Below are 8,759 nucleotides of genomic sequence, written 5' to 3' on the forward strand. Positions count from 1 at the left end.
ATTGCCCGGTCAAAGGAAGATGCCCGCCAGTCAAGATCGCTCTTGGGGCCGGAAAGATGCACCTGCTTGTACGTTTCGCGGTGGTATGTTTCCTGAAAAAGTTGAAACGTGCCGATATTGCGGTTTTTGAGCTGCTTGAAGTCATCAACGGACAAGGGGGCGAGGTTAACGTTGACCCGCCTGATGTTGCTGCCGTCCTCTCTTGCGTCATAGATAGCGTCAATGGCATCGAGCACATAGCTTATGCCGCTGCCCGGATACGCTTCGCCCGCTACCATAAGAACACGTTTGTGCCCCTGCCGCAGGATGGCCTTGGTTTCATCGGTAATTTCGTCCCTGTTCAGGGCGCGACGCACCACGGCTTTGTTTGATTTACGAAATGCGCAGTAAAGACACTCATTGGAACAGAGGTTGGAGATGTAGAGTGGAGCAAAAAGCACAATGCGGTTGCCGTAAATTTCTTCTTTGGCCGCCTTGGCGGTCAGGTAAAGCTCTGAGATTAGTTCCGGGGATGAAATCCCCATAAGTACGGCCACATCTGCCTGAGAAAGCCCCTTTAACTCTCTGGACTTGTCGAGGACGTCGCGCACTCGCGTAACGTCCTCGCGGGTACAGGATTCAAGGGTTTTTCTTATTTTGGCATCATCAAGCCATACGGCTTTTGTATCAGCGGCGGTTCCCATTAAAACTCCCCCCACAAGCGGTTATGCGTAGTGAAGAACACTTTTGGCATAGTGTTATCTTTTTAAAAAACGTAACACCAAAATTTGCAAAAAAACCTACCTTCAAGGCAGGGTCATACACGCCATCTGTAATTGAGCGCATTGCTGCATGGCAATATTTATGAACAGGTCATCAGGTAACACTCAGTGTTACCTTTGTCAATTACGTAACACGAATTACATGCCTATCTGTTGGCCTGAAGAACAAAAAATGTCTATAACAATAGTTAATAATTTATGATATTAAAAAACAACCCCGCACCAAAGTTGTGCGCAGAACCAGGTAAAACCCGGCTCTGCGCACAAGTAATCCTTAGCTCAACTTCTAGCACATTTAACACTTGAAATGCGAGCAGGCAGGCTTTTGCCTGCCTGCTCGCATTTCGTGGCAAGGATTTTTCAGGGAAATCCTTGCAGAGCATTTGCTCATTTCATTCGTAACCTGCTCTAAACTTGCAGCTAAAATTTGTAAATAAAACTCACATTAACGTTCCAGGCGTCTGTCGTACTATTGGACCCCGTTTGGGTGCCATTGGCAGATGTATATCCACCCCACACCCCTCGTGATTGATCTAACCACAAGGCTATGTAGTTGGTTTCCACAAGCAGGCGCAAATTGTCGTAAATTTGATAGGTGGTTGTGATGCCGAACTCAGCCGCGTAATCCTGAGTGGTCAGATAAAGACCATAGTAGTTGGCTGAATTGAAATCAGCAGACCCATTTCCTGTATCGGGCGTAAAGCTGGTGTAGCCATCAATGTCTTTGGCGCCCTTGATATATTTTGCCATACCGGGGCTGTTGGTTCCCCCCAGAACGTTTACATGAAATGTCTGTTTCAGTTTTTCAAAAAAACTTACATCCTTGATTCGCGCCCCCACGCCCCAGGTTCCGGCGAAAGTCGATCCGATGAGAGTATCACGCCCCAATGTCCAGGTACCAAGGGTGCCGAAGCTTGACATAGCGTTTGTGCTTTCGTTGTTGGCCTCAACGTTGGGCATACGTTCTGAGCCGTTTTTGATATTGTCGTCATCGCCACTTGAATACCAAGCGTAAACGCCGGGAGTTCCCCAATCAAGCTTGTATTCAGCCAACAGGGCACTATACCAGCCCTTGCGGTTAAGAGCTTCTACACCAGTGTCCACTGAGCCATAGTTAAAGCTGGCTGCAATGCGAAAGGGATCAAGCGTAACCACCTCACCAGTAATACCGGCCCAAAGTACTGTTGAATAGGCATCAGCTATCTGACGGCCAACCTTGGAATCCTTGAGCGCATAGATTGCGGGGGAGAGGCCCAGAGCGCCGGCGCCAGTTGAATTTTTGCCATAAAAATCAGTGCCGGACCGAAAAGAGTTGCTGCCAAACATGCCCAACATGGCCCAAGGCGTAACATTTACACCATTAAGGCGCGCAGGAGCTGTCAAACCAAAAATATCAAAATTATCCAGGTAGTTTTGTGGTGACTGAGAGTCGCCAGCCCAATTATCGTTGTAGGGCCGCACCCAAAAACCTGACAAGGAAAGGTTGTCAGTAACTGGTGTGGAAAGCACCACGCCCGCTACGTCGGCGTCAAATGCCTGAGAAGCTTCAGTTGTAAAGTCAGGCAGGAACACGCGCTGTATGCCCATACGCACCTTTACACTGGTTTGCGGCACTGCCCAGTCAAGATAGCTGTGCTTGATCTTGACCACGTTGTTGCCGTCCGCCCCAAGTGCGCCCCCCTTACTGGCTCTACCCCAAGTGACGCCGCCAATTTCAAAGTAGACAGTCCCAGACAGGGCTTCAGAAGCCACTGCGTCCAGTTGCAGGCGTACTCGTGACTTGGCCTCGAATTGATCTTCACCATAGCGGCCCCAGCCTGTTATCCCTGCAGCCTTGTTACCATTTTCTGAACGCCCCCGTTCAGTGAAATTGCCTCCGCTGCCGTATTCAAAATTCATATTCCAGACGCCCTTGGCTTTAAATTCTACGGCATGGCTGGCAGTATCCGCTCCCAGAAGAATGGCGGCAGCAATAAACAGGGTGCTGATTTTTTTCAACATAACCACCCTCAACATCACGGTTATTCTTTAACTTTGACCTAGACACGATTATTAAAATCGTGTTACCAATACGCCACACTCCGGGTAATACTTTTTGAAAAAACATGCTACCAAAGTCAACAAAAAAGTGTGTTTTTCGCGAATATGGAGCACCATCATGCGAAAATTAGTTTTTTTGCTGGCAGCCCTATTGTGCTGCCTTTTTATTGCCGCCTGTGAAGGTAATGAAAAAAATGCCCAGCCGCAGGCGGCCCGCACGGAATTGTCCTACGCCAGCACCAAGGATATCCGTAATATCAATCCGCACTTGTATTCTGGAGAAATGGCCGCACAGAACATGGTTTTTGAACCTCTGGTTATAAATACGCCAGAAGGCGTAAAACCCTGGCTGGCAGAACGGTGGGAAATTTCTCCCGATGGTAAGGAATACACCTTCCATTTGCGCAAAGGGGTTCACTTCACTGATGGGGCTCCCTTCAATGCCGAAGCCGTCAAGCTCAACATGGACGCCATTGTGGCCAACAAGCCGCGCCACGCATGGCTTGATATGGTCAATCTCATTGACCGGAATGAAGTGGTGGACGAACACACCTTCAAGCTGGTGATGAAACACCCGTATTATCCCACCTTGGTAGAACTCGGGCTGGTACGCCCCTTCCGTTTCATTTCGCCCAACTGCTTTGTAAACGGGCAAACCAAAGACGGTGTTTCAGGCTACGTGGGCACTGGCCCCTGGGTGCTAACTGAGCATAAAGATAAACAATATTCTCTATTTACAGCCAACAAGGATTACTGGGGTACGAAACCGGAATTACAGGCAGTACGCTGGCGAGTCATGCCAGACCATCAGACCATTATGCTGGCCCTGCAAAAAGGTGAAATTGATTTGCTGTTCGGGTCGGATGGAGACATGCTGAACCTTGACGCCTTCAATGCCCTGCAAAAAGAAGGAAAGTATGTCACGGCCATCAGTGCGCCTGTGGCCTCACGCGCCATCTTGCTCAACGCGCATCAGCCCGTCACAAAAGAAAAAGCCGTACGCGAGGCCCTGCAGCATGCTATTAACAAGCAAGCCATTGCGGAAGGCGTACTTAATGGCACCGAAAGCGTGGCGAACACGCTTATTTCCCCCACAGTTCATTACTGCGATCTGGACTTGCCAGTCCGAGAATATAGCCCGGCCAAAGCATCGGAACTGCTTGATGTGGCAGGTTGGAAAACCGGTGCAGACGGTTGGCGTTACAAAGATGGCAAAAAAGCGGTCGTTCGCCTTTACTACAACTCACAAAATGCACAGGAACGCACCATTGGCGAATATATGCAGAGTGATCTGAAAAAGATCGGCATTGAGATGAAAATCATCGGTGAAGAAAAGCAGGCATTTCTTGATCGCCAAAAAACCGGCGACTTTGAACTTCAATATTCTCTTTCCTGGGGTACGCCTTACGATCCCCAATCCTATCTTTCATCCTGGCGGATTCCCGCGCATGGCGATTATCAGGCCCAGGTTGGGCTTGAGCGCAAAGAATGGCTGGACAAGGCTATCACCGAACTCATGATAGAACCCAATGAAGATGCCAGACAAAAAATGTACCGGGAGATCCTGACCTATATTCATGATGAAGGGGTATATATCCCTCTTACATACTCGCGCACCAAGGCCGTCCACAGCAAAACTTTGCAAGGGGTTGGCTTCGGAGCCTCCCAGTATGAAATTCCCTTTGAGACCATGTATTTTCAGAAAGGCCCTGCCCGTTAAACTATAACCAGTCATAAGCATGCGCACTATCTGTACAGGTAGTGCGCATGAATTTCATTTTTGCATGAAAACATACATACTGCATCGCCTTCTGGGTACTATTCCCCTACTGTTAGCCATTTCGTTTCTGGCTTTTATGATTATTCAGCTGAGTCCCAGTGACCCGGCTGAAGTAGCAGTACGCGTTAATGAAATTGTCCCCACAGAAGAAGTACTGGAGCTTACCCGAGAAAAACTGGGATTGAACAAGCCTTTTCTGACGCGTTATGTAGACTGGATAGGTTCTGCCATACAAGGCGATCTGGGCAGACGTTACGTTGACGACAAACTCGTGGCACAGGAATTGGCTAAAGCCCTGCCCCCGACCCTGTGGTTGGCTGCCGTGGCCACCATCATTACGGCTGTTTGCAGCATCGGTATGGCATTTATATGCGCTCGTTATGAAGGCAGACCTGTGGATTATCTGCTACGAGGACTGATCTTTCTGGGAACGGCCCTGCCTGGATTCTGGGCAGGCTTGCTGCTTATGTGGCTTTTCGCAGTAAAGCTGGACTGGCTACCCACCAGCGGCATGGGCAGTGCCTCATCCGTTATTCTTCCAGCTATAACGCTCTCCCTGGCATACACTGCCACTTACGCGCGCCTGCTTCGCAACAGCATGGTGCGCAACAAGCAGAGCAATTACGTGTTATTTGCAAGAGCACGCGGTCTTTACCCTGGGACAATCTGGTGCCACATCTTCCGTAATTCTCTGCAATCCACTCTCACTGGGCTTGGCATGTCCCTTCCCAAACTCATGGCCGGAACTTTTGTGGTGGAAACCATTTTCGCCTGGCCAGGCTTGGGCTGGTTGTGCGTGACCTCAATTTTCAACAGAGATTTCCCTGTCATTCAGGCCTATGTGCTGCTCATGGCCGTGCTCTTCGTCGGATTCAACCTGCTGGTGGACATTCTTTGCGCTGCCATTGACCCGCGTATGCGCAACCGGAGCAACACATGATGTGGAAAGCATTGCGGCAGGATCGCATGGCCATGTGCTGCATGGCCTTTCTGGTTCTGGTGGCCGCCGCAGCCCTCTTTGCTCCTTGGCTGGCCCCCTACGATCCCACGGTAATCAATGTTAAGGATAAATTTGCTCATCTAAGCTTTTCTCATCCCCTTGGGACAGACCAGTTGGGGCGTGATGTACTTTCGCGGCTCATGTGGGGCGGAAGGGCAACCTTGGGATTTTCTCTTCTGGCCATGCTGCTCACTGTTTTTGTGGGTACCCTTCTGGGGCTTGTGGCTGGTTTTTTTCGAGGCAAGGTCGATGAAGCTATCATGCGGCTTTGTGATGCAATGATGTCCTTTCCCAGTGAAGTCATGATCCTTGCCATTGTAGGTATGCTTGGCCCTGGCCTTGGCAACATTGTCATTGCCAGTGTCATTGCCAAATGGCCCTGGTACACACGCATGATCCGCTCAACAGTCATGCAGTATTCAGATATGAACTACGTGCGCTTTTCCCGTGTAGCGGGATGCAGTACCTTGCATATTTTTCGCAAGCACCTGCTGCCGGGGGCAGCCGGAGAAATTGTCGTGTTGGCCACACTGGATACAGGATCAGTAATTTTGGCCGTATCCGCCCTGTCCTTCCTGGGCCTTGGTGTACAGCCTCCCACACCAGAATGGGGCGCCATGCTCAGCGATGCCAAAGACATCATGAGCATGTATCCGCAGCAGATGCTGCCCCCTGGCCTGCTCATACTGCTGATTGTGGCGGCTTTCAATTTTCTGGGCGACGGCCTGCGTGACGCTCTGGATCCAGCTCACACCACTGCCGAAGGCGTACGCATATGAAAAACTGTAACAAGTCCGTGCTTGAAGTGCGCAACCTGCGAATCACGCACCAAAGTAAAATGCGGCTGGTTCGACCATTGAATTTTACGCTTGATGCAGGGACCTGCCTTGGCATAGTGGGTGAAAGCGGCAGTGGTAAAACCCTGGTTTGCCGCAGTCTTATGGGCCTGCTTCCCCCCACATTGAAGGCAGACGGCACAGCCTTGTTTGAAGGGACAGACCTTTTACATGCCGGATCAGAGACAATGCGAAGCCTGCGCGGATGTAAAATAGCTATGGTCATGCAGCAACCCATGACGGCCTTTGACCCGCTATACACTCTCGGCAAACAGTTTATGGAAACCATGACAGCTCACGGCATATGTGATCCGGTGCAAGCAAAACAACTGGCTATTGGTATGCTTGAGCGCGTACGCCTCGCCAATTCTGAAGAAGTGATGAACAGCTATCCGCACCAGTTGTCCGGGGGCATGCTGCAACGCTGTATGATAGCTCTGGCCCTGATAATGAAACCCGCAGTTATCATTGCAGACGAGCCAACCACGGCTCTGGATGCCGAAACACAATTTGAAGTCGTGCAACAGTTTCTGGAACTGCGAAAAAAGCATAACACGGCCATGATTTTTGTTTCTCACGACCTGGGTATCGTACAGTGCCTGGCGGACGGCCTGTTGGTCATGAAAGACGGCGAATGCGTGGAGTCAGGACGTGCCGAGGATATTTTTAATGCCCCACAGCATCCGTATACCCAATATCTCATCAGCACTCGCATAGCTTTGACAAAAAACTTCAGGTCCGTTCTGGAGAGCTGCCATGATTGAAGTTACTAACGTCTGTAAAAGCTACGACAAAGATGGTTTTTGGCGGACTGAAAAACAGCAGGTGCTACACGGAATAAACATTTCCGTACCTGCCGGAGCCTCAGTAGGCCTTGTGGGCGAAAGCGGCAGCGGAAAAAGCACACTGGGGCGTTTGATGCTTGGCCTAGAACAGACGGATAGCGGCCGCATACTTATGCAGGGCCAACCTGTAAAGCAATGGCGAAAGAAACACGCTGGCGGTATGAGTGTGGTTTTTCAGGACTATACGACATCTGTAAACCCGGCCTACACCATTGCAGATATCATTCGTGAACCGTTGATTGCCTGTGGCAGAAGCAAAGAGGCAGATGTCACCGTAGCCAAACTTATGGACCGCGTGAGTCTTTCACCCAAACTGGCAAAGCATCTTCCCCACGAGGTAAGCGGCGGGCAACTGCAACGGGCCTGTATCGCCCGCGCCATTGCAACAAGCCCAGCCTTTGTTCTTTTTGACGAAGCCATAAGCTCTCTTGATGTCTCGGTGCAAGCCAGAATACTTAAGCTGCTACAAGAATTGAAGGGAGACATGACCTATTTTTTCATAGCGCATGACCTGCAAGCTGTTACCTATCTCTGTGACAATATTTATTTTTTGCATAAAGGACGGATTGTTGAACAGTCTGCCAGCTCTGATCTCGCCCAAGTATCGAGCGAGTACGCCAAGCGACTTATCGGTTCAGCAATTCTTTTTCAATCCCGTTGGGCGGGTTAAAATAGAACTATTTCCGCACCGCTACTCATCCCTTATAAGGACCTCTCATGAACTATACAGCCCCTTCTTCCACTGGCGACGAGCTTCCATCTCACTCCAACAACACTTTGAGTAACCGCATTGAATGCTACTGGTCCCGCAGGGCAAGCAGCTATGGGACCACGCGCAGAGCGGAATTGAGCAGCGACAAAAAAAGCCAATGGCTGGGTGAGATCTTGCCATATTTGCCAGGCAAACAGCCCTTACGCATTCTTGATATCGGTACTGGCACAGGTTTTTTTGCAATCCTTATGGCCCAGCACGGGCATACAGTCTGCGGAATTGATATGAGTGAGCCCATGCTTGAAGAGGGCCGCATTATAGCCAGACAGCATAGCTGCGATGTCAGCTTTCAAAAAATGGATGCAGGCTGCCTGGAATTTGAGAGTGAGAGCATGGACGTAGTGATTTCCCGCAACCTTACCTGGACTCTCCAGGACGCTACCGGAGCCTACCGAGAATGGCACCGAGTGTTACGCCATGGCGGGATCTTACTGAACTTCGACGCAGATTATGGCTCTGTATCTTTTATGGATGTAGTGCGCCATCCGGGAACACACGCGCATGTTGGTATGGATGACGGCATGATGGAAGAATGCGAATCTATTCGCCGTGAACTGCCCCTTAGCCGTGAATCTCGCCCAGATTGGGACATGCGTACATTACATAACGCTGGCTTTTCTCACTGCCGGTGTGATGTGGAGCTAAGCTCACGCATCTATACAGAGCAGGACGAGACTTACAACCCGGTACCCATGTTTGCCATACGCGCCATGAAATAACGGGCA

The 8,759-nt window shown here is 50.2% G+C and carries 8 protein-coding genes; 6 read left to right on the plus strand and 2 right to left on the minus strand.

Annotated elements, in window-relative coordinates; all coding sequences use genetic code 11:
- Positions 1-683, minus strand: a 683-nt coding sequence (locus QM579_RS05660) for a radical SAM protein (protein WP_414998206.1), incomplete at its 3' end; no start/stop codon positions are given.
- A gap of 498 nt (positions 684-1,181) precedes the next feature.
- Positions 1,182-2,762: an outer membrane homotrimeric porin gene (locus QM579_RS05665; RefSeq protein ID WP_414998207.1), complete on the minus strand. Its 1,581-nt coding sequence runs from the start codon at positions 2,760-2,762 to the stop codon at positions 1,182-1,184.
- A gap of 157 nt (positions 2,763-2,919) precedes the next feature.
- Here QM579_RS05665 and nikA point away from each other — a divergent pair, with 157 nt between their 5' ends.
- The 6 genes from nikA (at position 2,920) to QM579_RS05695 (ending at position 8,753) form a co-directional block, all read left to right on the plus strand.
- Positions 2,920-4,521 carry a nickel ABC transporter substrate-binding protein gene (gene nikA, locus QM579_RS05670; protein WP_414998208.1) on the plus strand — a complete coding sequence of 534 codons (1,602 nt, stop codon included), beginning with the start codon at positions 2,920-2,922 and terminating at the stop codon, positions 4,519-4,521.
- A 64-nt stretch (positions 4,522-4,585) separates the two neighbouring features.
- Positions 4,586-5,521, plus strand: a complete 936-nt coding sequence (opp1B, locus tag QM579_RS05675) for a nickel/cobalt ABC transporter permease (protein ID WP_414998209.1) — start codon at positions 4,586-4,588, stop codon at positions 5,519-5,521.
- Positions 5,518-6,360, plus strand: a complete 843-nt coding sequence (opp1C, locus tag QM579_RS05680) for a nickel/cobalt ABC transporter permease (RefSeq protein WP_414998210.1) — start codon at positions 5,518-5,520, stop codon at positions 6,358-6,360. Before opp1B ends, opp1C begins: the two co-directional genes overlap by 4 nt.
- On the plus strand, positions 6,357-7,181 hold the full coding sequence (locus QM579_RS05685) for an ABC transporter ATP-binding protein (RefSeq protein WP_414998211.1): 825 nt from the start codon (positions 6,357-6,359) through the stop codon (positions 7,179-7,181). The genes opp1C and QM579_RS05685 overlap by 4 nt, the downstream gene beginning before the upstream one ends.
- Entirely contained in the window at positions 7,174-7,932 is a 759-nt protein-coding gene (locus tag QM579_RS05690; RefSeq protein ID WP_414998212.1) for an ABC transporter ATP-binding protein, read from the plus strand. The genes QM579_RS05685 and QM579_RS05690 overlap by 8 nt, the downstream gene beginning before the upstream one ends.
- Before the next feature lie 47 nt (positions 7,933-7,979).
- Positions 7,980-8,753 (plus strand): class I SAM-dependent methyltransferase, encoded by a 774-nt coding sequence (locus QM579_RS05695; protein ID WP_414998213.1) that lies wholly within the window; start codon positions 7,980-7,982, stop codon positions 8,751-8,753.
- The last annotated feature ends 6 nt before the right edge of the window (positions 8,754-8,759 follow it).

Source organism: Desulfovibrio sp. (assembly GCF_047607245.1).
In the GTDB taxonomy this organism is placed as follows: domain Bacteria; phylum Desulfobacterota; class Desulfovibrionia; order Desulfovibrionales; family Desulfovibrionaceae; genus Desulfovibrio.